General features: G+C 59.8%; 21 protein-coding genes and 1 pseudogene. 11 read left to right on the top strand and 11 right to left on the bottom strand.

Going from position 1 to position 24953, the window contains the following annotated elements; all coding sequences use genetic code 11:
- Positions 1 to 42: 42 nt before the first annotated feature.
- Positions 43 to 411, top strand: a complete 369-nt coding sequence (locus LRS11_RS14785) for a hypothetical protein (RefSeq protein WP_260493686.1) — start codon at positions 43 to 45, stop codon at positions 409 to 411.
- A gap of 250 nt (positions 412 to 661) precedes the next feature.
- Positions 662 to 1396, top strand: coding sequence for a substrate-binding periplasmic protein (locus tag LRS11_RS14780; RefSeq protein WP_260493685.1), 735 nt, complete (start codon positions 662 to 664; stop codon positions 1394 to 1396).
- Positions 1397 to 1586: 190 nt separating this feature from the next.
- Here LRS11_RS14780 and LRS11_RS14775 read toward each other — a convergent pair whose 3' ends face one another.
- The 10 genes from LRS11_RS14775 to LRS11_RS14730 all read right to left on the bottom strand — a co-directional run bounded on the left by LRS11_RS14775 (position 1587) and on the right by LRS11_RS14730 (position 13270).
- A complete protein-coding gene (locus LRS11_RS14775) occupies positions 1587 to 2384 on the bottom strand; it encodes a transglutaminase family protein (RefSeq protein WP_260493684.1) in 798 nt (265 codons plus the stop codon).
- On the bottom strand, positions 2381 to 3331 hold the full coding sequence (locus LRS11_RS14770) for an alpha-E domain-containing protein (protein WP_260493683.1): 951 nt from the start codon (positions 3329 to 3331) through the stop codon (positions 2381 to 2383). Before LRS11_RS14770 ends, LRS11_RS14775 begins: the two co-directional genes overlap by 4 nt.
- A gap of 2 nt (positions 3332 to 3333) precedes the next feature.
- Positions 3334 to 4743 (bottom strand): circularly permuted type 2 ATP-grasp protein, encoded by a 1410-nt coding sequence (locus LRS11_RS14765; protein WP_260493682.1) that lies wholly within the window; start codon positions 4741 to 4743, stop codon positions 3334 to 3336.
- Between the two features lie 606 nt (positions 4744 to 5349).
- A complete protein-coding gene (gene putP, locus LRS11_RS14760) occupies positions 5350 to 6840 on the bottom strand; it encodes a sodium/proline symporter PutP (protein WP_260493681.1) in 1491 nt (496 codons plus the stop codon).
- 585 nt (positions 6841 to 7425) lie between these two features.
- A complete protein-coding gene (locus LRS11_RS14755; protein ID WP_260493680.1) occupies positions 7426 to 7878 on the bottom strand; it encodes a hypothetical protein in 453 nt (150 codons plus the stop codon).
- 131 nt (positions 7879 to 8009) lie between these two features.
- On the bottom strand, positions 8010 to 8429 hold the full coding sequence (locus LRS11_RS14750) for a group 1 truncated hemoglobin (RefSeq protein ID WP_260493679.1): 420 nt from the start codon (positions 8427 to 8429) through the stop codon (positions 8010 to 8012).
- A 2-nt stretch (positions 8430 to 8431) separates the two neighbouring features.
- Entirely contained in the window at positions 8432 to 9289 is an 858-nt protein-coding gene (locus LRS11_RS14745) for a DUF3034 family protein (protein ID WP_260493678.1), read from the bottom strand.
- Positions 9290 to 9291: 2 nt separating this feature from the next.
- Positions 9292 to 11640: a putative bifunctional diguanylate cyclase/phosphodiesterase gene (locus LRS11_RS14740; protein WP_260493677.1), complete on the bottom strand. Its 2349-nt coding sequence runs from the start codon at positions 11638 to 11640 to the stop codon at positions 9292 to 9294.
- Complete coding sequence (locus tag LRS11_RS14735; protein WP_260493676.1) at positions 11624 to 12295, bottom strand: methylamine utilization protein; 672 nt, start codon at positions 12293 to 12295, stop codon at positions 11624 to 11626. Before LRS11_RS14735 ends, LRS11_RS14740 begins: the two co-directional genes overlap by 17 nt.
- 282 nt (positions 12296 to 12577) lie before the next feature.
- Positions 12578 to 13270 carry an NUDIX hydrolase gene (locus LRS11_RS14730; protein WP_260493675.1) on the bottom strand — a complete coding sequence of 231 codons (693 nt, stop codon included), beginning with the start codon at positions 13268 to 13270 and terminating at the stop codon, positions 12578 to 12580.
- A gap of 140 nt (positions 13271 to 13410) precedes the next feature.
- Here LRS11_RS14730 and LRS11_RS14725 point away from each other — a divergent pair, with 140 nt between their 5' ends.
- The 9 genes and pseudogenes from LRS11_RS14725 to LRS11_RS14685 all read left to right on the top strand — a co-directional run bounded on the left by LRS11_RS14725 (position 13411) and on the right by LRS11_RS14685 (position 24265).
- The gene (locus tag LRS11_RS14725; RefSeq protein WP_260493674.1) at positions 13411 to 14055 is read left to right on the top strand and encodes a nicotinamidase; all 645 of its coding nucleotides are present in this window, start codon (positions 13411 to 13413) and stop codon (positions 14053 to 14055) included.
- A gap of 2 nt (positions 14056 to 14057) precedes the next feature.
- Positions 14058 to 15263 carry a nicotinate phosphoribosyltransferase gene (pncB, locus tag LRS11_RS14720; protein WP_260493673.1) on the top strand — a complete coding sequence of 402 codons (1206 nt, stop codon included), beginning with the start codon at positions 14058 to 14060 and terminating at the stop codon, positions 15261 to 15263.
- Between the two features lie 10 nt (positions 15264 to 15273).
- A pseudogene (gene nadE / locus LRS11_RS14715) lies at positions 15274 to 15798 on the top strand (NAD(+) synthase); the annotation flags it as partial.
- A 121-nt stretch (positions 15799 to 15919) separates the two neighbouring features.
- Positions 15920 to 17182 carry a tyrosine-type recombinase/integrase gene (locus LRS11_RS14710; RefSeq protein WP_260493672.1) on the top strand — a complete coding sequence of 421 codons (1263 nt, stop codon included), beginning with the start codon at positions 15920 to 15922 and terminating at the stop codon, positions 17180 to 17182.
- Between the two features lie 431 nt (positions 17183 to 17613).
- Positions 17614 to 20046 (top strand): tyrosine-type recombinase/integrase, encoded by a 2433-nt coding sequence (locus LRS11_RS14705; protein ID WP_260493671.1) that lies wholly within the window; start codon positions 17614 to 17616, stop codon positions 20044 to 20046.
- Positions 20043 to 22172, top strand: a complete 2130-nt coding sequence (locus LRS11_RS14700; protein WP_260493670.1) for a site-specific integrase — start codon at positions 20043 to 20045, stop codon at positions 22170 to 22172. Before LRS11_RS14705 ends, LRS11_RS14700 begins: the two co-directional genes overlap by 4 nt.
- Positions 22169 to 22594 (top strand): helix-turn-helix domain-containing protein, encoded by a 426-nt coding sequence (locus tag LRS11_RS14695; RefSeq protein ID WP_260493669.1) that lies wholly within the window; start codon positions 22169 to 22171, stop codon positions 22592 to 22594. Before LRS11_RS14700 ends, LRS11_RS14695 begins: the two co-directional genes overlap by 4 nt.
- A gap of 48 nt (positions 22595 to 22642) precedes the next feature.
- Positions 22643 to 23793 (top strand): IS3 family transposase gene (locus tag LRS11_RS14690; protein WP_260493668.1). Its coding sequence is split into 2 segments (ribosomal slippage): positions 22643 to 22886 and positions 22886 to 23793, totalling 1152 coding nucleotides; the frame shifts between segments, so codons are not numbered across the junction.
- A complete protein-coding gene (locus tag LRS11_RS14685; protein WP_260493667.1) occupies positions 23786 to 24265 on the top strand; it encodes a hypothetical protein in 480 nt (159 codons plus the stop codon). Before LRS11_RS14690 ends, LRS11_RS14685 begins: the two co-directional genes overlap by 8 nt.
- A gap of 64 nt (positions 24266 to 24329) precedes the next feature.
- Here the strand turns inward: LRS11_RS14685 and LRS11_RS14680 are convergent, their stop codons facing one another.
- Positions 24330 to 24620, bottom strand: a complete 291-nt coding sequence (locus tag LRS11_RS14680; RefSeq protein WP_192210364.1) for a DUF736 domain-containing protein — start codon at positions 24618 to 24620, stop codon at positions 24330 to 24332.
- Between the last annotated feature and the right edge of the window lie 333 nt (positions 24621 to 24953).

Genomic DNA, 24953 nt, shown 5'->3' with positions numbered 1-24953 from the left:
TTCGCGTTTCAACCTTGCTCATCCTGTCCAGGGAGGACATCCATGCATTGCTTCAACCACCCCGACACCCCTGCCCTCGGCACCTGCAAGGCTTGCTGCAAAGGCCTGTGCGCAGAATGCACGACGGATATGGACCACGGCCTGGCCTGCAAGGACAAGCATGAGGCCATGGTCGAGGCCTATCAGTTCATCATCGACAAGAACTCGGAAATCTACTCGGCCGCGCCGCAGAACATCCTGATCACATCGCTTTTCTATTTGTTCATGGGCGGCGCGTTTTCCTTTTACGGCTACCGCTCCGGCGGCGTGACCGACCTGCCCTTTATGCTGGGGATCGGTTTTATTGTTTTCGCGGTGGTGACCTATATCAGGAGCAAGGCACTGTTCACCGCGGAGTCGAGCAAGGCCTGAGGATGCGCGCTGGCGAGGAGCAATTGGGGTTTGTAGCGCAGGCAGTGAAACGGGTTGGCTTGCGCAAGAACGCAGTGCTTCGCTTCGCGGCTGAAGCGCTTGTACGACGGGGTTTACCTGTTACCGCGGGTTGCTACAGCGCCGTGCCTGAGTGACGAGTTAAAGCCGAGCATCGGTCGCGGGGCTGGCCAGGCCGCCTCGATGATTGGCTGTGGGCTACTCTGAACATTCAAGTGCTGAGGGGACTGTGATGAAGTGGCTAATCAAGACGTTCGCCCTACTGTTCCTCGCTTATTCCTTGCCTGGTGCCTATGCCGCCACGTTTTCGGTGGGTTTCTATAACTATCCGCCGATGATGATTGAAGACGGCAAGACGGGCATCTATCAGGATATATTCGATGAACTGGGCAAACTGACGGGGGATACTTTCGATGTGCAGTATTACCCCTACCCACGCATTAGCTTGCTGTTTAATGCGGGACAACTCGATATAGAACCCGGTGTTTACCCCGGCTGGGTGCACAATCAGTCGGTTCCCGGGGTATTCACCGTGCCATTTGGCAAGGTTGTCGATGTCATGGTGTTTGCTCCGGGCAAGTCTTTCCCGGTGAAACAACCTGAAGACTTGCGCGGCAAGTCGGTGGGCCTGGTGCGTGGATATGCTTATCCTGATTTAGCGGCACTGATCAACGCAGGGCTGATCGACCGCCGCAATGGTTTGAATGAAGAGCAGTTGTTGGAGATGCTGACGAAATCGCGCTTCGATCAAGTCGTGGCCAATAAGGCCATCGTCCAATACAGCATGGTCAAGATGGCCAAATATCGACATCTTGAAATCGGCGATGTCATGAGTTCTTTCGATGTCAGCATGCGCGTTCATCCCAAGCATGAGGCCTGGCTGGAAAAACTGGATGCGGCGATTTTAGAACTCAAGCAGCAGGGTGTTATAGAAAAGATATATGCCAAATACGGTGTCCATCTTTAGCCCGCAATAGCCCTGCTTTCCTGGCTGTTTCCAGCTGCCGCCGATGCTGCGGGAGGCATGTGCTTTTCGTCGGCCTTTGGCCTGGCGGCTGCTGCGCAGCAGTGCCCCTTCGCGGCTGAAGCTGCTCCTACGACGAGGCTTGTCCGCTGCGCCGGGGTATCGACCTCGGCGCTTGGCGCTAGCTGAGTGGCTACTGCTGCTGCACCTGCAGCAACGGCGAAACCTTGACCCGCGCATGCATCTGCTCGCCGCCACCGCCACGGCGCATGCCGCGTACCGGGCAGGCGTCGAGGTAGTCCAGGCCGACGGCCAGTTTGAGGTGGCGCTCCGGGCGGGCTAGCTGGTTGGTCACGTCGAAGCTGTACCAGCCATCGTCCAGCCAGGCTTCGGCCCAGGCGTGGCTGGCCAGGTGGCCGCTGTCTTCGGTGAACAGGTAACCCGACACGTAACGCGCCGGCACGCCCAGGCTGCGGGCGCAAGCGAGGAACGCGTGGGTGTGGTCCTGGCAGACTCCGGCACGGCCGGCGAAAGCCTCGGCGGCAGTGCTCTCGACCTTGGTGGCGCCGGGGGTATAGGGCATCTGCTCGTGCAGGCCATGCATCAGGCTGATCAGGCTATCGCGATCCCGGCGACCGGCGCTGCTGGCCTGGGCGAAGTCGTACAGGGCGTCGTCCGGCTGGGTCAGGCTGGTGAAGCGCAGGTACGGCAGGGCCGAGTGGCTGTCGCCTTCAGACTCGCAGTGTTCGTCGATTTCGACCTGGCCGCGGGCACCGATCACCAGTGCTTCGTGGGGTTCATCGAGGGTCAGTACATGCAGGATGTTGCCGTGCGGGTCGCGCTGGGCACGCACCGCGCGCGGCAGGTCGAGCTGCCAGCTGAGCACATGCTGGCGCACGCTCTCCTGCGGGGTCAGGCGCAGGTACTGGATGCTGGAACGCACCTGGTCATCGTAGTTGTAGGTGGTGTCGTGACGGATCGAGAGTCTCATACGACCTCCAGATAGGACGTGTGGATGGAGCTGCCCAACTGCCGGACGAGCAGGATGAAATCGGTGAGCCAGACATGCAGGCCCTCGTCGAGGACCTCGTCGATGCTGGTGTAGCGCAGCCGGGCGTCGAGTTCGGCGGCCATGCGCTGGGCCGGGCGGCCGTTCTCGCCGGGCAGGCCGGAGAGCATCAGGTTAAGTTCTTCCATGCACGAGCGCAGCGAGCGCGGTACGTCCGGGCGCAGCAGCAGCAGTTCGGCGATCTTGCGGGTGCGCGGTGAGCCGCGGTATATCTCGGTGAAGGCCTCGAAAGAGGACAGCGCACGCAGCAGCGCACTCCACTGGTAGTAACCGCGCGCCGAGGTGTCGCTGACCGCATCGGCCTCCTCGCCGAGCATTTCGTAACGTGCATCGAGCAGACGCAAGGTGTTGTCGGCGCGCTCGAGGAAGGTACCCAGGCGGATGAAGCGGTACGCCTCGCCGCGCATGATGGTGCCGAAGGTGGCGCCGCGGAACAGGTGCGAGCGCTCCTTGACCCACTCGCAGAAACGGCTGATGCCGTAGCGCCCCAGGCCCTGGGCGGCGATGCCGCGCATCTCCAGCCAGGTGGCGTTGATGTTCTCCCACATATCGGCGGTGATCCGCCCGCGCACGGCATGGGCGTTGCTGCGCGCCGCCTGCAGGCAGCAGTAGATGCTCGCCGGGTTGTCCGCATCGAGGGCGAAGAAGTGCAGCATGCGCTCGGCGTGCATTTCGCCGTGGCGTTCCAGGTAATCGTCCAGGGTGCCGGTGATCAACAACGGCATGGCCAGTTCGTCGAGGCCGTCGCCACGGCCGTCCTGCGGCATCAGCGATAGCGAATAGCTGACGTCGAGCATGCGCGCGAGGTTCTCGGCGCGCTCCAGGTAGCGCGACATCCAGTACAGATCGGAGGCAGTTCTGCTCAGCATGATTAGTCCTCGACCACCCAGGTGTCCTTGGTTCCGCCGCCTTGCGACGAGTTGACCACCAGCGAGCCTTCGCGCAGTGCCACGCGGGTCAGGCCGCCCGGCACCAGGCGGGTTTCGCGGCCGGACAGGACGAACGGGCGCAGATCGATATGGCGCGGCGCGATGCCGCTTTCGACGAAAGTCGGGCAGGTCGACAGGCACAGCGTGGGCTGGGCGATATAGGCCGCCGGGTTGGCCTTGAGCCGGGCGCGGAAGGCCTCGATCTCGGCCTTGCTCGCGGCCGGGCCGACCAGCATGCCGTAGCCACCGGAGCCCTGGGTTTCCTTGACCACCAGCTCGGGCAGATGGGCCAGCACGTGGGACAGGTCCTCGGGCTTGCGGCACTGCCAGGTCGGCACGTTCTTCAGGATCGGTTCTTCGTCCAGGTAGAAGCGGATCATGTCGGTGACATAGGGGTAGATCGATTTGTCATCCGCCACCCCGGTACCCACCGCGTTGGCCAGTACCACATTGCCGCTGCGATAAGACGAGAGCAGGCCGGGCACGCCGAGCATGGAATCCGGGTTGAAGGCCAGCGGGTCGAGGAAGGCGTCGTCCAGGCGACGGTAGATCACATCCACCGCCTGCGGGCCGGAGGTGGTACGCATGAACACCTTGTCGTCACGGACGAACAGGTCGGCACCTTCCACCAGCTCCACGCCCATCTCGCGGGCGAGGAAGGCGTGCTCGAAATAGGCGCTGTTGAAACGGCCCGGGGTCAGCACCACCACATTGGGGTTGTCCAGCGGACTGGAGCTTTTCAGGGTTTCCAGCAGCAGGCTCGGGTAGTGGTCGATGGGCGCCACGCGCTGCATGGCGAACAGTTCGGGGAACAGGCGCATCATCATCTTGCGGTCTTCGAGCATGTAGCTCACGCCGCTGGGGGTGCGCAGGTTGTCTTCCAGCACGTAGTAGGTGCCGTCGCCATCGCGTACCAGGTCGACCCCGGCGATATGCGCGTAGATGTCGCGGTGCAGGTCGAGGCCCTGCATGGCCAGTTGATAGCCCTCGTTGGCCAGCACCTGTTCGGCGGGGATGATGCCGGCCTTGATGATGCGCTGGTCGTGGTAGAGGTCGGCGAGGAACATGTTCAGCGCCTGCACGCGCTGGATGCAGCCGGCCTCGACAATGCGCCATTCACTGGCGGGGATGCTGCGCGGGATGATGTCGAAGGGGATCAGGCGCTCGGTGCCCTGCTCATCGCCGTAGAGGGTGAAAGTGATACCGGCGCGGTGGAACAACAGGTCGGCTTCGCGGCGGCGCTGGGCCAGCAGTTCTTCCGGCGTAGCGGCCAACCAGCGAGCGAACTCCCGGTAGTGCGGGCGAACGATGCTGCTCGCTTCATACATCTCATCAAAAAAGGTGCGGACCATGCCGTACTCCTTGCCACCTGGTCGTAACAAGCATCGCAAGGGCCGTGCCATAGGAATTTATTGTTTAATTTCAATTAGTTAAATATACGACCAAACAGTCACGCACCATGTCGGCGCGTTAATCCAAGCCCCAAAACAGGTCACGCCCCAATCGGAGGCAGGCGCGGCAACGCAGATTGCCCAAGCGTTGGCGCCCTTCTCCGTGAGCGACTTTGGCTGGAATGGGGGATCGACGTTGCGGCGAGGCATCGAGGCTAAGCCCGCTCCTACAGAAAGGCGGGGCTGAGGTAGGCAGGTAAAACGCCCAGACCGTAGGAGCGAGCTCTGCTCGCGAAGCTCTATGGGATGCCCAGTTCGCGAGCAGAGCTCGCTCCTACAGGTTGCCCACAGCAGAAAAAACGCCGCGACCCCGTTGGGACGTTGCAGTGTTTTTCTTGAGCGAACAGCAGGGCTGGGGGCTTTATCGCAGGCAAAAAAACGGCCCAACGCCGGGAGACGTGGGCCGCAAAGCACTATCGGGTCGTGCGTGGTGCCCCGCCGTCAGGTACTGGACCTGGGGCGAAGCGAAGACGCGACTGGACGACCGGCCAGCCGCGCCTGGGGGTATCAGATATGGGCGTCCTGGTATTCCTTCTCGGCCATGTCGAAGCGCTGTTGCATGGTTTTCGAAGCGCCGTTGCCGATGCGGCTGAAGACCAGAATGGCCAGGGTGGCGAGGATGAAGCCCGGAATGATTTCGTACAGGCCCAGACCGATCCAGTTCTTCCACACCACCACGGTCACCGCACCGACGATCATGCCGGCCAGCGCGCCGTTGCGGGTCATGCCTTTCCACATCACGGAGAGGATCACCACCGGACCGAAGGCGGCACCGAAGCCAGCCCAGGCGTAGGAGACCAGGCCCAGCACACGGTTGTCCGGGTTGGAGGCCAGGGCAATGGCGATCACCGCAACCAGCAGCACCATGGCACGGCCGACCCAGACCAGTTCGTTCTGGCTGGCGCCTTTGCGCAGGAAGGCCTTGTAGAAGTCCTCGGTCAGGGCGCTGGAGCACACCAGCAGCTGGCAGCTCAGGGTGGACATCACGGCGGCGAGGATGGCCGACAGCAGCACACCAGCGATCCACGGGTTGAACAGCAGCTTGGACAGCTCGATGAACACGCGCTCCGGGTTCTCGGTAACCGGGCCAGCCAGGTCCGGGTTAGCCGAGAAGTAGGCGATACCGAAGAAGCCTACCGCCACGGCACCACCGAGGCAGAGGATCATCCAGGTCATGGAGATGCGACGGGCAGCCGGGATCGATTTGACCGAGTCGGCCGCCATGAAGCGCGCCAGGATGTGCGGCTGACCGAAGTAGCCCAGGCCCCAGGCCATCAGCGAGATCACGCCGACAAAGGTCGTGCCTTTGAGCATGTCGAAGTTGGTGGCGTCCTTCAGCTCGATGGCAGCGAAGGTGCTGTCCATACCACCGGTGGCCACCAGCACCATGACCGGAGCGAGGATCAGGGCGAAGATCATCAGGGTGGCCTGCACGGTGTCCGTCCAGCTCACCGCCAGGAAGCCGCCGATGAAGGTGTAGGCGATGGTCGCTGCAGCACCGGCCCACAGGGCGGTTTCGTAGCTCATGCCGAAGGTGCTTTCGAATAGGCGGGCACCGGCCACCACGCCCGAGGCGCAGTAGATGGTGAAGAACACCAGGATCACCAGGGCGGAGAAGATGCGCAGGATGCGGCTGTTGTCTTCGAAGCGATTGGTGAAGTAGTCCGGCAGGGTCAGCGCGTTGCCGTTGTGCTCGGTCTGCACACGCAGACGGCCGGCGACGAGCAGCCAGTTGAGGTAGGCACCGACGATCAGGCCGATGGCGATCCAGCCTTCGGACAGGCCGGACATGTACACGGCGCCCGGCAGGCCCATCAGCAGCCAGCCGCTCATGTCGGAGGCACCAGCGGACAGCGCGGTAACAAAACTACCGAGGCTGCGACCGCCAAGAATGTAGTCGGACAGGTTCTTGGTACGCATGTAGGCGAATAGCCCGATCAGTACCATCGCGGCGATGTACACCACGAAAGTGATCAGCATGGGGGTGCTAGCGGTCATGGGAGGATGCCCTCTCGTTTGTTGTTATGGCGCTGCGGTGGGTGATCCGCAGCCTGGTTGGCATTACGCCCGCTTGTGGCGGGCCGCTTAGAACCTGTTCAATGTCTGCTGCGCGTCGGCCATGCTGCGTTGAAATCGGGCTCAGAATGCTCATTTACAGCTCGTAAACTCCGCTTCTTCGCCCGATTTCTCCTTGCCTGGCTCTAGCCCGCGAGACTTTGAACAGGCTCTTAGAACCCGCTCCTGCTGCAGGAACGGGTCATGAATGGGGTGGCGCCATCCGCGCTGCCATGCTGCTCTCGGTCATCCGGGTGAGAGCCAATCAACCTACGTCTCTACTCAACTTTAGCTCGCGCCGGCGAAAACAGAGTGCAACCTGGCCGGGAGAGCAAAACACGCCGCGAACAACCGGGTTGCGCCAGCGGTTTGCTGGGATGCAGGACTCTAGTGACAGGGGGGTGACAGCTTCTTGCAGGAAACTCTGGAGTTTTTGCGGAAAACTCCGAGGCAGGGAACTTTATCCATACAGCCGTTTGAAACCAGCGCGCCGGCAAAGGTGCCGGCGCGTGGAGGGTGGAGCAAGGCTTACTGCACGGTGTCAACCAGGTACTTGTGTACCAATTGGCTATCCATGCGCTCGTTGAAGGCAAAGATGATGTAGTCGGCGTCGTCCTTCTGCAGATCGACTTCGCTCTTCGCGCGGCCTATTTCCTGACCGTCCTTGTTATACGCCTTGGCCAGCAGAGTGCCCTTGAACGGCTCGTTGGCCACCAGATAGACGCTGAAGCTCTTTTCCGCGTCGGCCATACCGTTGGACTTGGCGGTGGTCTTGACCAGGCCGGCCTTGCTTGCGCCTGCGCCCAGCTCGGTCTCGACCACCATGCTCTGATCGACACCACTGCCTACACCGGAGAGAAAACCGGTGACGCCCTCGCCCACCGCTTTGCCGGCTTTCTCCGAGAGGCTCTGCTCGCTATCGCCGCAGCCGACGAGAACCACAGCACTGAAAAGACCTACCAGCAGGCTTTTACACTTCATTTTTCACTCCCTGAATCAATGGATTCTGCAAAGGCGAGCAGCCGCAGCGTGCCGCTCGCAGCTGCGCAGAATACGCCAAAGCCAGCCCCGGTCGCGCTCGTGCAATGCGTGGATGTGAAGGAGTTGGCGAGCTAACGCTCGATGATCTGCCCGCGCAGCGGTGCCAGGCGCGCCAGCAAGCGGTTTTGCGCGGCGACCGGGATGCCCTCGGCGTCCATCGCGTCGATCAGGTCTTCGACCAGGGCATTGAAGTCACCCCGGTCGATATTCAAGCCCTTGTGGCTCTCTTCCATGCTGTCGCCGGTGTATTCGCAGGGGCCGCCGGCCTCGACGCAGACCTGTTCGACCAGCTTGTCGCGCAGGCGCTCGATGTCGATGTCGCGGAAGTAATGGGCGATACGCGGGTTGCGTGCCGAGTTGAGCAGCATGCCTTCGACGATACGGGTGATCCCGGCTTGCTCGCCGAGGCTGCGGTAGAGACTGTCATCCCTGGGTGGCTGGCTGGTGCAGGCGACCAGGGTCAGGCACAGCCCAGCGAGAAGAACGCGCATGCTCAGAAGCTCCCCTGGATGGACAGGTAGGCGCCGTCCTGATTATCCAGCCCGGCAATTTCACCCAGGCGCGCATAGGCCAGCACCACGGCCAGGTGCTTGTTGGGGAAGTAGCCGATGAACACATCGGACCAGTCGTTTTCGCCGGCGAAGGACAGGTTGTCCGGCTTCTCGCGGTACTCCACGCCCAGTGCCCAGCGCGGGTTGAACAGCACCGCCACGGAGCCTTCCTTGAGTACAGAATGCTCGTCGCGGCGGTCGCCACCGAAGCCCAGCAGGCCCAGCTCGTTGGCCCGGCTGTAGCGCAGGTTGCCATTGAGCAGCAGGTTGTAGCCGAACGCGCCACCGAGCAGCAGGCGACTGGCGGCGATGTAGCCTTCGGTGTCTTCGTCACGCTGGGCGCCGATCAGGCTCGGCACCAGAAAGTCCTTCTGCCGCTTGTGCTGGATGCCCAGGGAGACCTGCGGCAGCTGGTCGTAGATCAGGTCGCCGAATAGGCGCACCTTGAGGCCGAGGATGTCCTGGCTGAGGCTGTTGTCCGGCAGGCTGAGGTCACGGGCCAGGGTGCCGAGGTCGAAACGCTGGCGCGCGTAGGACAGCTCCACGCGGTTGCCGTAGGACGCGGCCATACCCGCCACATCCAGGCGGTAGTCACCGGTCTCGACGCGGGTGGCGAAGGCGCTGGCGCCCCACTCGCCCTGCTCGCCATAACCGGACAGCACCGCCCAGGGCGTGATACCGCCACCGGCCGCGCCTTCGATGCTGCTCGCGCCGCCGGTGGCCAACAGCCGGCCCTGCTCGGCCAGCACCAGGCCCGGGCATAGCAGCCCGAGAAAAATCAGCGCGAGGGTCTTGCCCATGGTCAATGTGCTCCGGCCAGAACGGATGGTTGCCACTGCTGCATCCACTGCTCGAACGCCTGGGCCGGCAACGGCCGGCTGATCAGGTAGCCCTGGGCGGTGTCGCAGTTCCACAGGCGCAGCAGATCGAGGTTGCGCTGGAACTCGACCCCCTCGGCCACCACCTTGAGGCCGAGGCTGTGGCTCATGTCGATGGTCGAACGGACGATCACCGCGTCATCACTCTGCTCATCCAGCTCGCGGATGAACGACTGGTCGATCTTCAGCTCGTGCACCGGCATGCGCTTGAGCTGGGCCAGCGAGGAATAGCCGGTGCCGAAGTCATCCACCGACAGGTGAATGCCGCAGTTGCGCAAGCTGTGCAGCACCTCCAGGGCGCGCTCCGGGTCCTGCATCACCGCACTCTCGGTAATCTCGAACACCAGTTGCTCGGCCGCCACCGCCTGGCGGGCCAGCAGCGCCGCGACGCGCTCGGCCAGTTCCAGACTGCCCAGGTCTTCGGCGGAGATATTCAGCGACACCTGCATGTGCAGGCCGCGGCTGTTCCACTCATGCAGCTGGCGCACCACTTCTTCGATCACCCAGGCGGTGAGGATCTGGATGCTGCCGGTGCGCTCGGCCAGCGGGATGAATTCGCCCGGTGAAACCATGCCGTACTGCGGATGGTTCCAGCGCAGCAGGGCCTCGGCCTCGTGCACCCGGCCGGCACGGATATCCAGCTTGGGCTGGTAATAGAGCAGCAATTCCGCATTGCTTGCGGCATGGCGCAGGTCACGGATCAGGCTGATCTGCCGTTGGTGGGCATCATCGCGGCCCTGCTGGTAAACCTGCAGATGGCCCGGCAGGTGCGCGGCATCCTGCATGGCAATGGCGGCGCGGCGCAGCAGTTCATCCGGCGTCGCGCCATCGACTGGGTAGACGGCGATGCCAATGCAGCAATCCAGGCTGATGACCAGGCTACCGATAGTCATGGGCTTGGCCAGCAACTGCTGCAGTTTGTCGGCGGCGGCGATGGCACTGTCGCTGTCGCAGTGCTCCAGCAACAGCAGCATTTCATCTGCCACCAGGCGTGCCAGGCTGTCGCCGGGACGCAGGGTTGCCTGCAGGCGCCGAGCGAGCTGCTGCAAGGCCAGATCGACGCCGTCCGCACCGCTGCTTTCCAGAATGCTGCGGAAGTTGCTCACGCTCAGGTAGAGCAAGGCGGTCGGTCGCCCCGCGGTAATCGCGCTGCCCAGGCGTTCAATGGCCAGGGTGCGGTTGGGCAGCCCGGTCAGGGCATCGTGCAGGGCGTTGTGCGCCAGTTGCCGCTCACGCTCGGCGATGCCCTCCTGCATGCTCTTGAAGGTCTGCGCCAGGCTGCCCAGTTCATCACGGCGCTGCAGGGTGATGGGCGTCTGGTAGTCGCCCTGGCCGATGCGCTCGGCCACCCGGGCCAGCTGGCGTACCGGTTGCGACAGGTTGCGCGCCAGCAGCAGAGCGCCCAGCAGCGAGGCGAACAGGGCCGCCAGGGCGATCAGCAGAATGTCCTGATCGAGTGGCGCAAAGGCCGCCTCGGCCTGGTCCAGCGACTTGTGCAACAGCGCCAGGACCTTGTAGTTCGAGCCGCTGGCCAGGGTCCGCCACTCACCGAGATAGCGCTGGCCATCCTGTTCCAGCAAACGGCTGCCGCTGTCGAGGTTCTGCTGCATGATCTCCGCGCGCAGACCACCGTGCAGGGCGGCCGGCAAGGTGCTGACCCAGCCCGCCGGCTTGCCCTGTTCGATCGACACCAGGGTCAGTTCCAGGTGAGTCAGCTCGCGCAATTCGTTGGCGAAGGCCTCGTCGACATGAAAGCCCATCACCACCCGGGCGATGGGCAATGGCGCACTGACCATGGCCTCGACCAGCAGGAATACTTCACCATCGATGGGCAGCAGGAATACCTGCGGGCCGCTGCCGGCCGGGTCCTGCATCTGCCCGGCCAGGCGGCTCATCGAGTCGCTGCCGATCTGCTCGGCGGTGCTGACCTGCAGGCTGCCATCCAGCCCGAGCAGCATCACCACCCCGGCATTGATCCGTGCGCCATGGTTGGCCAGCGCCGAGCGGATGGTGGCGGCGTCGCCACTGGCCACCGCATCCTTGAAGCCGAAATCCGCCGCCAGCACGCGCACCGCATCGTGCAACTGGCGGCCGCGCACTTCGAGCAATTGCTCGAACACCCGGCCACCGACGCCCAGTTCCTCGCGCAGCTGGTTCTGCACGGCCACGCCGGTGGCTGCCTTGACCGAGAAATACAGAGCGCCGATCACCACCAGCAACAGCAGGATCAAGACGCTGGCGATGCGCGCCTGGAAGCTATGGCTGAACTTCACGCGTGGCCTTCTTGAATGCATCACCAAAGGAGCTCGGCGCCGGCGCCGCAGGCACTGCCTGCACCGGCCCCGAGAGCTGCAGGGCAAAACGCTGTTGCAGGCTGGGTTCGACAACCTTCAGCTCACCCGCAGCAACCGGCAGCATGTTCGGGCTCTGCGGATGCCACAGGCTGGCCTGGTAGCTACCGGGCGGCAGACCGTCGATCTTCAACCGCCCCTGCTCGTCACTGACGGCGAACCAGGGGTCGTCGGTGACATACACGTAGCCGAGCATCCAGTCATGGATGTTGCAGCCGAGCACCACCACCCCCGGCTTGTCGAACAGCACCGGCTCGCTGGGCGTGCCCTGGTACAGGCGCAACTCGAAACGCTTGGCCGGCGAGAAGGAATAGACCTGGTGGCGGATGTTGTCGCTGTTGGGGAATTTCACCGAGGTGCCGCTGCGCACGGCCAACACGCTGGGGGCAAACTGCTTGTCGCGCTGATCCATGATGCCCTCGCCCGGCGCGGCACCCGGCACACCGCGCAGCGTGAGCACGGCATTAGCCAGCGGCTGGCCCTGGCCATCCACCAGGTCGGCCAGCAGACTCGCGGCGTTGGCCGGGAACACAGTGCCCAGGGCAACCCCGAGGGCAAGACAGCAAGACTTGATCATGCGGCGTTCCAGTACCCAAGCAGACTCGGGAGCACGTGTGAATACAGGCCGTCCTGGCAACTCTTATTAGGCTCGTCTGCAGATTAGCTGAGGCCGCTATGAAGAGCACGCAATGCAGTGCTTCGACATATGTGCAGCCTCAGAACCTGTTTACGATCTTTTGGACTAGAGCCAGACAAGGCAAAAACAGCCGAGGAAGCGGAGTTTACGAGCTGTAAATGAGCATTCCGAGGCTGTTTTTAACGCCGTATGGCCGACGGCCAGGAGATCGTAAACAGGTTCTCAGGACAGCACGCTGCGATCGAAGATAAAAGCCCCACTGCCCTGCGGCCGATGCGCCAGCAGGCTTTGCGGCCGGCCCATCTTCGGGTAGTTCTTCTCGCCGGTATCACTGATCCAGCCCTGCTGCTTCATCTTTTCCAGGCGTCCGCGCAGGGTGGTGTGCTGTACCGCCTGGCCCAGGCAGGCCTGAAACGCGGCCAGCGCCTCGGTCACGGTAAAGCGCGGCGCCAGCAGATAGAGCGGCAGCGAGGTGTACACCGACTTGCCGGCCAGCCGTTCCAGCGCTTGCGCCACCAACTGCACATGGTCGAATGGCAGCGGAAAGCGCTCATCGAGCACCTGCGCCAGGCTGGCGAAGCACAGGTCCTCGCCCGGCAACTCGGTATCGGCGGGCAACAGGGCCAGGTAGAAGGTGCTCAACGACCAGCCGCGCGGGTCACGCACCGCATTGCCCACCGTCGCCACCTGCTCCAGGTGCTGCGGCTGCACCCGTGCTTTTTCCTGCAATGCACGGGTCGCCGCGGCATCCAGGCTGAGGTCGGCGCAGCGGCCGTTGACCAGCACGCCGGGCAACGCCCACTGCCCGGCGAATGGCGCCTGCGCACGACGAATCAGCAGCAGCTCCAGCTCGCCCGCCTCGCTCAGGCGCAGCGCGACGATATCCACGCTGGCCAGCACTTCTGCAGCACCCATCACCCCTCCAATCCCTTCGACTTATTTCATCTTGACCAATAACCCGGTGAATTTCACTTGTTTCGATGAAAAGCGCTTGACTACATATTACATCAGATGAAATATGTAGTCATGCAAACGCGCAACAAGGAGCGCTACCCATGAAAATCGCCAGCTTCGACGTCGATGCACAAAAGGGCTTTACCCCGCTGTGTCCGAATGAGCTGCCGGTGGCCGGTGGCGAGCAGATCGCGCCAGCCCTGAATGAGCTGGCCAGCCGCGCCCACCTGCGCCTGGGCAGCAAGGACGCGCACAGCCCGCAAGCCGCCTGGATCGCACCGAGCCATGCGGAAATGCTCAAGCCGCTGCCGCTGGCCAACGCCGATCTCAGCTGGGTCAGCCACTGCGTGCCGGGCACGCCCGGTTTCGAACTGCTGGATGAACTGCCACAGCCGCTGGACTACGACTACTTCGTGTGGAAAGGCGTGGAGCCGGATCTGCACCCCTACGGCGCCTGCTACCACGACCTGGCCGAGAAGCGCAGCACGGGCGCCATCGAGTTTCTCCGGCACAATGGCGTGCAGCGCGTGCTGGTCGGCGGCCTGGCCCTCGACTACTGCGTGAAGACCACCGCCCTGCAACTGCGCCGTGCCGGTTTCGAGGTCGGTGTTTACCTGCCGGCCTGCCGCGCCATTGCCGAAACAACCGCGCAAACCGCCTGCAGCGAGATGCGTGCAGCGGGCATCGAGCTGTACGCCAGCCTGGATGAGCTGGACGCGGCCCTCAACACGGACAAGAGGATCTGATCATGGGTGAAAGCGTATTTGCCGAGCGTATCGTGCAGAACCTGCTGGATACCGACTTCTACAAGCTGACCATGATGCAGGCGGTGCTGCACAACTACCCCAATGCCGAGGTGGAGTGGGAGTTCCGCTGCCGCAATGCCGAAGACCTGACGCCCTACCTGGCGGAGATCCGCTATCAGATCGAGCGCCTGGCCGAGCTGAGCATGAGCGCCGACCAGTTGGCCTTCCTCGAACGCATTCCGTTCATCAAGGCCGACTTCATCCGCTTCCTCAGCCTGTTCCGCTTCAACCTGCGCTACGTGCACACCAGCATCGAAGACGGCCAGCTGTGTATCCGCCTGCGCGGGCCCTGGTTGCATGTGATCCTCTACGAGATCCCGCTGCTGGCCATCGTCAGCGAGGTGCGCAACCGCTATCGCTACCGCGAGGTGGTGCTGGAGCAGGCCAGCGAGCGCCTGTACCAGAAACTCGACTGGCTCAAGGGCGAGGCCTCGGCCACCGAGCTGGAAGGTTTCCAGATCGCCGATTTCGGCACCCGCCGGCGCTTCTCCTACCGGGTGCAGGAACAGATGGTGCACATCCTCAAGCGCGACTTCCCCGGGCGCTTCGTCGGCACCAGCAACGTGCACCTGGCCCGCGAGTTCGACCTCAAGCCGATCGGCACCATGGCCCACGAATGGCTGATGGCCCACCAGCAGCTCGGCCCACGGCTGATCGACAGTCAGAGCGCCGCGCTGGACTGCTGGGTGCGCGAGTACCGCGGCCTGCTGGGCATTGCACTGACCGACTGCATCAGCATGGATGCCTTCCTGGCCGACTTCGACCTGTACTTCGCCAAGCTGTTCGACGGCCTGCGCCACGACTCCGGCGACCCGCTGCAGTGGGCGGAGAAGGCCATCGCCCACTACGAGAAGCTCGGCATCGACCCGCTGAGCAAGACCCTGGTGTTCTCCGACGGGCTCACCCTGGAGAAGTCGCTGCGGCTCTACCGTGCACTTTGCGGGCGGATCAACGTAAGCTTCGGCATCGGTACCAACCTGACCTGCGACATTCCCGGGGTCGAACCGATGAACATCGTGATCAAGATGACCGCCTGCAATGGCCAGCCGGTCGCCAAGATCTCCGATGCGCCGGGCAAGACCCAATGCCGCGACGACAACTTCGTCAGCTACCTGAAACATGTTTTTCGCGTCCGCGACGCCCAGTGAGGACTTTGAAATGAGCAATCGCCAAGCCGAAATCGCCGCCGCCCTCGATGTTGTGCCGTCTTTCGCCGATAGCGCCGCGCTGGTGGCGCAGATCGACAAGCGCAAGGCCTTTATCAAACAGTGCCTGCGCAACTCCGGTCTCAAGGTGCTGGTACTGGGCATCAGCGGCGGCGTCGACTCGCTGACCGCCGGGCGCCTGGCGCAACTGACAGTCGAGGAGCTGCGTGCCGAAACCGGTGACCAGAGCTATCGCTTTATCGCCGTGCGCCTGCCCCACGGCACCCAGCACGACGAACAGGACGCCCAGGATTCGCTGAAATTCATCCGCGCCGACGAGGAAGACACGGTGAATATTGCCGACAGCGTCAGCGGCCTCGGCGAACAGGTCACTCACCTGCAGAAGCTCAGCGACGCCCGCCGTGACTTCGTCACCGGCAATATCAAGGCACGCATCCGCATGGTCGCGCAGTTCGCCATTGCCAACGCCAACAACGGCCTGGTGATCGGCACCGACCATGCCGCCGAAGCGGTGATTTCTACCCCCCTACACTGAAGTGCACAATCCGATAGCCCTTAGCTTCACCCCCCTCCAGAATCTGAGCCATGAGTCATACTCCACACCGACCTTCCTGAGTCGATGCGTAGGGCGTCAGAGCATGAAAGTGATTGCAGAGCGAGACAGAGAACTCGATCTAAGCCGTTCCATCCTCGCCAACGGCAAATACCGTGAGCAGTTCCTAGCTCAGCCAGAAAGCAGCGAGCCACTCGTGAAGGTGACTGGGTGCGGGTTGATTGATGGCGATGAACAGCTTCTCCCCCTAGTGTCCTCCTACCTCTGCCGGAACTACAGAAACGTCTCAAAGGCGGACAAAACCGTTCTGTCCTATGCCAGGCGTATCTCGTACCTGCTTCAAGACCAGAAGACCAAACCAGAGTACGAGCACTCCCGTAGAGACGATCTTCTGCTGAGCATCGGGTTAGGTAATCTTGAGGTGTATTTGGGTCGACTGGATGGTGCGGGCCTCGCTCCCAAGACCGTGCAGGGTCGCGATGCCGCCTACCACCATTTCTTCAGTTCCCACCTCTGCGTCAGCCTCAGTGGAAAACCTCCACTTCGGTCTGACAATCCCTATGAACACGGGCCGATACGACCAGGCAAGGCAAACACGAGAGCAATCGTCCAGCCATGCAGCATGCTCGAACTTGAACAGCTGATCCTGCACACAGACTCAGAGCGCGAGAGGTGCATGCTGCAGCTGATCTATGACTCCGGAATTCGGGAATCTGAGCTTCCCCGCATAACGCTTCGGCACATCCGAGATGCACTTGAGTACCAAAAGCTCCAATACGTATCCGCTGATTGCAACATCCCGGTGAATGCGGATTACAGCCCCTTGCATATCCAGGGCAGTAAGGGCAGAAGGAATCAGATCGTCCCCAGGGTAACCCTTGTCAGCAGGACAACCCTGGAGCGTATCGAGAACTATCACAGGACACCGCTGTACCGTCGATATAGCCAGCGCATCAGAGACCCGGAGAAGACGCCTGCGTTCTTCAATTCACACGGGAAGGCCTTTACCACCAAGAGCGTTGAAAAGCTGTTTGAACGCGTTTCCAAGCGGGCGCGAACGTCAGGCAAGATCAAGCGGAAAATCTCAGCACACAAGTTCCGGCATGGCTCTGCGTACCTCCTGCTCACAAGCCCTGATCTTGGGAAGGATTATTTCGAGCGCCTTGGGATGCTTTCGATAGGGCATGGCCATTCGCATACCACCACGACTGAGGGGTACGCTCAGATCCCCCATGACATCTACCAAAAGCTCTGTAAGCCGGACTCGCTCCTCAAGACCAAATGCGGGGAAATGCAAGTTCTACGCGAGAGGACGACCAAACGAATCAGGTCAGGGGATAAGAAATAATGCGCCTCGGGGATACGCCTCAATAGCTTCAGCCCAGGCTGCCACCTGAAATTCAAGTCAATGACGAAGCAGAAGCTCAGCCCCACTCATACATCACAGCCAACGCGACGCGACAGCACGACATCGATGAGCAAGCCGTCATCGGCTTCAAAAAGGAGGGCGCCGCCCCTCGTACCCAGCATTAAATTCATAAATTTTTTCACAGCGGCACCTGACACATTTCGCCATGCCAGTCAGAGAAAATTACTGATTGGACAAACGCTTAGCGTCAAGAGTAAACCGCAAGCATACTCTTATCTAATTGATTAATAAGGTTTTTTCTTAACTTAACGACTTGACCGACGCATCGCAATGGTGTTCATTCCTGGTTACTAACCGTGAGGAATCACCATGTCTTTCTGCGCCCAACTGCATCCGCGAGTAGGCCAAAAATGAGCGCTACTCATCAGCCGCCCGAGGATCAAACAAGCGCTCAGCTTCGCAGCGAAGCCCAGACACCCAGCCAGGCTAGGCGCCCCAAGCGGTTGGAATTTGAAGTCACTGAAGCAATCCAGGATTGGGCCACCAAGACCAAGAGCAGTCGCCAATCTCTGCTGAGCGTGCAGCTTTCGCAAAGGGGGAAGCTGAGCCCGGCCTACACGTACCTCCTGAAGGAGCTGGGTACTAGCGGCAACACGTTTAACACGAGGAAATACATCCTCGACTCGATCATCCAGCGGATGATTGAAGAGGAGATCGTAATCCCCGACCAACCCTCAATCGCGAATGAGTGGCGCCGGAAGCTTCTATGCTGGTACGAAGGTCTGACGGAGGCAGAGAAGCAAAGCATCCCAGTGTTCGGCAATACCATCTGCTCAAAGGCCAGCTTGTTCCAAGTCGACAGGATGAAAAATCTAAAGTGGGCCCGCGCGAACTTCGCCATCGTCGAACAGACCTTCCAAGACATCCTCTCTGACCTCACGCGACGTGGCGTCATCGGTGCTGATTACAAAAACTGCAAGGAACGGGAAGTCGAAGCCGAGCTAAAAAAGGAAGCGGCCTCGCCAGAGGACTCCCTGACTAAGGCGCTCTCAGAACTCAGGCTGGTCGGGCTCTCGAAGTATGAAGACCTGGTACATAACCCCGATAGGCCCTTCAACAAGCTCCTGCATATGTTTGCCGCTGCGTCGATGAAGTCTAAATCCACATCAGGCCAGCAGAATTACAGCGACGGTTTCCGGCAGATGACCCTGCATTTGACCGAGGTTGGCTTTAGGGGAAGTGAGGATCCTCGTGAGTACGTCACAGCCCATTACCTGACGCGATTCAGGAAGCACCTCACCGATCAAATGGAGGCCGACCTCCTGACGTCACATTACTCACAAGGGGTCTTGTCAGCAGTCCGTTCAATGCTCAAGCGAGCGGTGAAGATTCGGGGTTTGGGCCTCACAACGTTTATTGATGTAGAGGGGTTCGATACAGCTCGGGAGACGGATCAGTATCGTCCCTACCCTAAGATTGTACGAAGTGCCATCCAGGAAGCTTGTGACATTGAGCGGCAACAGACCAACGATTTGGCCAAGGACTATATCCCCTTCCATGGCGGCAGCGACCCGGTAGGTGAGGATGGATACCTTGTTAAAGGTATGGCCACCCTGGAAAACGCTCGGTGGATTTTTGAGAACAAACTCTACGGCAGGATGCTTAGCCTGTCGTCGGCTGATGCCGATGACAATTATGAGCGAGCCTTTGGTCGGTTGATAAAAATCGGCGGGCTAGGAGTCGCTGAGACATATACCAGTTGGGGAATGATCTACCATGTGAGTTCTAGAATGCTGGCCCCTTACATCACTCGCCTAGCACAAATAACGGGGCTGAATGCCGACTCTCTCAAAAGACTAGATGTTGATGACTTCGTAGAGCGCCACGAGCTGACCCACCGCCCTTGCCTACGGTACTGGAAAGTGCGTTCAGGAGGAGGAAAGGTTCTTCATCTCGACCTCATGCATGCGGATTTGACATGGTGCTCGCGGGCACAAGGCATCGAGATCAAGAAGATCTTCGACGAAGTCATCTACCTAACTCGCCACATTCGCGAGCGTGCAGAGGGGCCTATCAAAGAAAGACTTTTCATCTACGAATCGCAAAAGAAAACTGAATACCGGAAGGTAAAGTCGTTCGAGAACTCTACCGTCATCAATAACGTAATGAACCAATTTTCCAGGGATCACGACCTCGAAGCTGAAGACGGCAAAACCCTGAACCTCTCAGCTTCTCGACTTCGCCCTAGCCTCGTGGCTGACCTCGTTTCGCAAGGCGTTTCAATTAGGGAGATCCAGGCGATTCTAGGCCATAAGTCCCTGCATAGCACTGTGATTTATCTCGACAAACTCGAGTTCACCAAGACGGCTCGAGAGGTCAACAGTAAGGCGCTCACCCAAATCCACAAAGGCACGATTGTTCACGATAGCCAACCAGTCAAGCCAACTCCCCCAGTCACTAACTCGTCGCCAATAATTATTAGGACAGGCCTAGTCAGTTGTAAGGACGCGCTTAATCCTCCAGATGAAATAAAAAGGTTGTCTAGCTACAAAAAAGGCACTAAGTGCTCGTTACTGAACAAGTGCATTTCCTGTAGCAACTCCATCATTACCGTATCGAACCTTCCCGATCTTTTTGTTATGCAGTGGGACTACATCTCGACAATGTCCACGAGTAACGTGGCCGAAACGCCCTACGGCGCTGTAATTCGAGAGAACCTTGAGGTACTGAACAGCATCCTCACTCCTTCTGACCATGGCTTCACGGCGGAGCAACTTGATGAGGCTTGTCGCTTGGCAGAGCACATCAGCCCTAGCCCTCTGATTGAGGCAGTGTCCCTATGAACCTCGGGTTTGATAGCCTCATTTACAAGATCAAAGCAGTGCGCGAGAGGTTCTTGGGCTACCTGGACAACGATCTCATTGCAGTCACCTCCCACTCTTGCGATGGGGCGAACGCACTCGAGTTGCTCGCAGCACTAATGAACCTCCCGGCAAGCAAAATGAGTCTCGTGAAGGATATGCTCTGGGACTTCAACGGAGAGCCTCACGCTCTGGCGAGAAACATCCAAGGAGCCAAATCCCGAATCGACTTTGCGACTTATGAGAGCCTCAACTGGACGATTCTTTTCGAGCTGAAGATGGTCATTTTGTGCATGCTCGAAATTCCTGGGGCTCTTCGCGTCAGAAGAACACCTCTGAGTTACAAACCTCACACGGTCTTGGATATCTTCAAATCTGTAATCCCCTTTATCAATCAGATGTGTACCCGTAAGCGAGCGGAGCATGGGGATCACTTTTTTGAGAGGTCGCACTTCAGCTTGGCTGACTTTACAGAGGAAGACTATCGGGTTGTGGCTGAAAGCTTTGACCGAGCCTTCAGGGAGCCAACTCTTCAAGGATTTCGGGTCTTGAAGTCGCACTTCCTAGTCGAGAATCTCTTCGCTAAACCTTTGGCTTATGTCGATCTGGAAGCCTTGAGTTGGAAGCAAAACAGCATCACCAACAAAAAATTCCGTTCCAAAAAGAAATGGTTCAGCAACCATATTTTCGAAAAGTGCTCCCGTGAGGGCTCATTTGCAGTTGTTGATTTTCTCAGAGCACTGAATGAAGAGATCTCGGATCAGGACACATTAAGTCGACTCGATCTGATTGACTACCAGAAAGCCTGGCATGCCGAAGTGACGAGGAGAAACTACGATATCTACGTCGCGTACCGTTTGACATCAAGGGGATATACAGGGCGCGAAATCGAACCATTCCTCTACAAGCTGGAGCCTGAATACTGGTCTCCCCGAACTCCGGGGATGCTGAAGGACAAAGAGGCACTGTGCAAGTTGACACAGACCCAAATGGACAACAGCTTGTATGAGTACCTGACCCACATCAGTAACAGTGCCTGCTACATCATTGCTCAGTATACCGGCATGAGGCCATCTGAGCTTTCAGGTTGCTTAGTTGATGACTGCCTAACAGTCGATGAATTTGGACACGACCTCATCATCAGTAGCGTCATCAAACATCAAGAAGTCATCAGAAAACTCTTCGACGACCATTGGGTTGCAATTCCAATCGTCAAAGATGCAGTTAAGGTGCTGCGGATCCTGAACCGGTTCAAGCAGAACCCATACCTATTCGCCAACATGAATACCGTGAAGCCTGGCATGCGGCATGAGGCCAACTCGCTGAGCGGCTCTGGGTTAACCCATCAGCTCTGTATGTTTTTGGCCAAAACCTTGACCCTCGAGGAGCTTGAAGAGCTGGATGTATCGCCCTACACGCTCAGGCACTCACTGGCCAACCAAATGCTCAGAGCTGCCGTGGGGCTGCCCTTCATTTCCTACCAGCTTAAGCACTTTGGGCACCATGCCAGCACCATCGGTCAAGATAAGCGTCACAACCGGGTCGGCATCGTTACGATTGACTACGGCGGTATCGGTGAGGCCCTAAGCACAGGTGGCGGGCCCGATGCTCCCGCTCGAAGGTTCGCAGAGAAGGAGTTCATCATGAACTCCATGAACCCTAACGGGAGCTATGCCGGCGACAACGCCCACGCGCACCGTGCTCGACTCAAGGAATACTTCAAGGGCTATCTCGAAGCGGGCTATTCGAGCGATGAAATTTTCGAACGAATGGTTGAGCTCAATTTCGCAGTCATCAACGTTGGTCACGGATACTGCTACGGCAACGCGAATGATCTAACTGACCCCACAATACCTTGCATCGGCTCGCTGCGCTGTAACCCTAACCGGTGCAAGAACGCTGTGGTAACGGAGGCAAATTCGCCTAAGTGGCAAGAGATCTACGTCCAAAACACTCTGGCGCTCAGGAGATACGAAGCAGATCCCGCTGCGGCCTTCGAAGAGCTACGGGGCCAGAGTGACGTTGCATTGTCTATCGAGCAAATGAAGCTTGCGATCATCGAGGCAGAGGGTGTGCTCAAGCAACTTGGCATTGAGGTGCAAGTGTGAGCCGGGCAGCCTACGACTCCAAAAATGAGGAGAGTTTTGAAGCTGGCACTCGGGCGCTCGATGAGGCGTTGAACAAAATACAAAAGAATCCGTCCATTTCGGCCAACGTCTCCCAGCTGGCCAAGTTAGCAGGTGTGCATAGGAACACCATCTACCACCGCGAGTGGCCCTTGGAGCGACTGAAGGAGATCAAGGCGCAGCGTGCCAAGCAGAAGAAAGACCTAGCAGCGGCGAATGCAGAGATTCGCTCTCCCGAGGAGCTGCTTGAGCTGAGTAGGCTCGAAATTGTCTACTGGTTCACCCAGATCCAAGACGCGCGAGCGACCAACACCGTACTGCTCGCCAATCTTAGAAAGACGGAAGAGGCTCGCGACATGTACATGGAGGATCACCAGAAAGCCCTGGGAGTGAATCGCCCCTAGTTTCGTAGACACCTCCGAGCCTCATAATACGGCCCATTAGGAGGTGCCATGAGCAACCCGCGTTATCCCGAAGAATTCAAAATCGAAGCAGTCAAACAGGTGACCGAGCGAGGTCTGCCGGTGGCTGAGGTAGCTGCTCGTTTGGGCATGTCGACACACAGCCTGTATGCCTGGGTGAAGCGCTACAGCAAGCCCCAAGAACAGCGGGCGCAAGAGGACGATCAACACGCTGAGCTACGTCGTCTGCGTGCGGAACTCAAGCGCGTGACCGAAGAGCGAGACATCCTAAAAAAGGCCGCCGCGTACTTTGCCAAGGAGTGCGGCTGAAGTACGCCTTCATTAGTCAGCTATCCGCAGACTATTCGGTTCGCCGCCTGTGCCTGACCCTGAAAGTTCATGCCAGTGGCTACTACGCCTGGCTGGCTGAGCCGAAGTCGGCACGAGCAAAGGATGATCAGCGGCTGCTGGGTTTGATCAAGCACTCCTGGTTAGAGAGCGGTGGCGTCTATGGTTACCGCAAAATCCATGACGACCTGCGTGAGCTGGGAGAACAGTGCGGCAGGCATCGCGTTGCTCGATTAATGCGCCAGGAAGGCCTGCGTTCGCAGACGGGGTATCGGCGACGTCCAGGACGTTATGGTGGCAAGCCTCCAGTGGCCTCACCGAATCATCTTGAGCGTCGATTCAATGTCACTGAACCGAACAAGGTCTGGGTTACGGACATAACCTACATCCGCACCTATGAGGGTTGGTTATTTTTGGCGGTGGTGCTCGATCTGTTTTCGCGGCAGGTAATCGGTTGGTCAATGAAGCCGCAGATGACTAGCGATCTGGCTATTGATGCATTGCTGATGGCGGTTTGGCGGCGTAAGCCAAAGCAGGAAGTGATGATTCATTCCGACCAAGGTAGCCAGTTCAGCAGCGGCGACTGGCAGAGCTTTCTGAAAGCCAACAACTTGCTTGGCAGCATGAGTCGGCGTGGCAACTGCCATGACAATGCGGTAGCGGAAAGCTTTTTCCAGCTGCTGAAGCGGGAGCGGATCAGGCGAAAGATCTATAGCACCAGGCAGGATGCCAGAGCCGATGTGTTCGATTACATCGAGATGTTCTACAACCCAAAACGCCGGCACGGTTTCAACAACCAGCTGTCGCCGGTAGAGTTTGAAAAGCGCTATTTCCAGAGACTGGAGAGTGTCTAGAAAACCAGGGGCGATTCAACGAGTGGTTTCCACGCTGTTCTTGGATGAGTGGAAGGGAGCGAAGAATGAGCTCTGGAAAGAGTTGGAAGGACTTGATCGCCGCAAGACTCCCCTGAGCGATCATCTGCTCGAAGTGATGACGAACTGGCGATCCAGCTTTGCCGGTGTATCGGCTGAGTTTGAACTGATGTTTGAACGATTTGAACTGCTCGCTGCTCTTGCCTATCTGGAGGAAAACAGCGAAGCGAGTTTGGAACAAGCCTTTGCCGATACGCCTCACGGACTATTCGCCCGTATGCCCGTAGGGCGTGTTGGATGGCATGACTCCTCAGCCAATGCACTGATTCTGGAGCTTCAATCGGAAGCGACTATCACAGCTTTGCTGGACGCAGGCTTTGCGCGGAACAGCCGCCGTTTCTTGGAGCTCTCCATCGAGAGTTTCAAGCGCTACATGAACAAGATGTCCTGGTAGCAGTCTCCCCGCCGCAACGGGCGGGGCGCCGAGGTGGCCGTCAGGCAGCCGGCTTGCTGCGCGATCAGATCAGATTGTGCGTACCGTCCTCCTCCTCGATCAGCCGGGCGTAGATGGTCGCCGGGAACGAAGGGGCGTCTAGGGTCACGGACAGGTAGGGCCGTTCGGCATGGCTGACTTTCTTCCAGGCCGCGCCAATGTCGTAGCCGCCGGCCGCCTGGATGCGGTAGTCGGGGGCGTTCTCGCTGTTCCTGTCGTTCGGGACGAACTTGACCTTGACGTTGAGCGTCAGGGTGCGGATTGTGCCGGTGAAGCCGTCGTTCTGAGCCCTGAGTTCATCGCCCGCGACGGTCAGGAGCGCGCGGACGGGGCCGTCAAGGAGGCAAGCGCTGGGTGGGCGCAGCCGAGGACACGGCCCGGCGCGCCTTGACGGCTCAAGGCCGCGGGCTACAGTCGCGACAAGGTGATGAAGTCAGGGAAAGGCGGATCGACAGGCCACGGCCGCAGCGTTGGCGCAGACGCCACGCAAGCGCAGCGCGCAGGCCCTGCGTAGCCGGGCCGAAGGCATCAGCCGAACGCAGTAAGGGAACGATGGAAGCCCGAATGGGGCGAGACTCGCGCAGCGTGGCTCGATGCACAGCACGACAGCGCGACGGGCCATTGACCGGGATGCCCAAAAACACAGGTA

It is taken from the genome of Pseudomonas sp. J452, from assembly GCF_024666525.1.
GTDB lineage: Bacteria > Pseudomonadota > Gammaproteobacteria > Pseudomonadales > Pseudomonadaceae > Aquipseudomonas.
This window is presented reverse-complemented; position numbering and strand designations above follow the sequence as displayed.